2 protein-coding genes are annotated in these 900 nt (G+C 45.1%); both read left to right on the top strand.

Features of this window, described 5'->3' with window-relative positions; all coding sequences use genetic code 11:
- Positions 1-475, top strand: a 475-nt coding sequence (locus tag A3763_RS04505) for a nitrogen regulation protein NR(II) (RefSeq protein WP_231872103.1), incomplete at its 5' end; no start/stop codon positions are given.
- A 4-nt stretch (positions 476-479) separates the two neighbouring features.
- The coding region (locus A3763_RS04500; protein ID WP_156494908.1) for a response regulator at positions 480-900 on the top strand (421 nt) is incomplete at its 3' end.

The raw sequence follows: 900 nt of genomic DNA, 5'->3' as shown, positions 1-900 counted from the left end.
TGCCGAATCTGCAGGCAAAATTAATATTATCAGGGACTACGACCCAAGTATTCCCGAATTCCTGGGCGATAAAAGTCAGTTAATTCAAGCGTTTCTGAACATTGCGAAAAATGCACTTCAAGCACTGTCTGAGCAAAAAGACGAAAATCCTTCACCTCAGATTGTCTTGAGAACGCGAACTCTAAGGCAGTTCACTATTGGTCATACTCGACATCGACTGGTACTAAAGGTTGATATTATCGACAACGGTCCAGGTATACCAAAGGATTCCATTCAGAATATTTTTTACCCCATGATCAGTGGGCGCGCAGAAGGTACAGGTCTGGGCTTATCCATTACGCAAAGCATATTTACCAAGCACGATGGCTTGGTCGAGTGCGAAAGCAAACCAGGTAAAACCGACTTCATTATTTATATCCCTATCGATAGCACGCGCTCACCTAAACCAACAAACGTTTCAAGTATCTCGGAGTAACACTATGACAACAAAGCCACTTGTATGGATCATTGATGATGACCGCTCTATACGCTGGGTACTTGAAAAAGCACTAGCAAAAGAAGACTACGAGCTTCGCTCTTTTGAAAGCGGTGAAGGTGTAGTAGAACGACTTTCTAGCGAGAGCCCTGATGCGATTATCAGTGATATTCGTATGCCTGGCATTGATGGGCTTGCACTACTTGAAAAGATTCAAGCTAATAATTTGCATCGTGGCGTACCGGCAGTTCCGGTCATTATTATGACCGCTCATTCCGACTTGGACAGCGCTGTTTCCTCCTATCAGAGTGGCGCTTTCGACTACCTACCCAAACCCTTCGATCTAGATGATGCCGTCGCACTAATCAAACGCGCCATTGCTCACTCCCAAGAGCAAAAAGCACAGAATATGCCTGATGCACCGG

It is taken from the genome of Oleiphilus sp. HI0128, assembly GCF_001635365.1.
The sequence above is the reverse complement of the archived record's forward strand: the minus strand, read 5'-3'. Positions and strand labels throughout refer to the sequence as shown.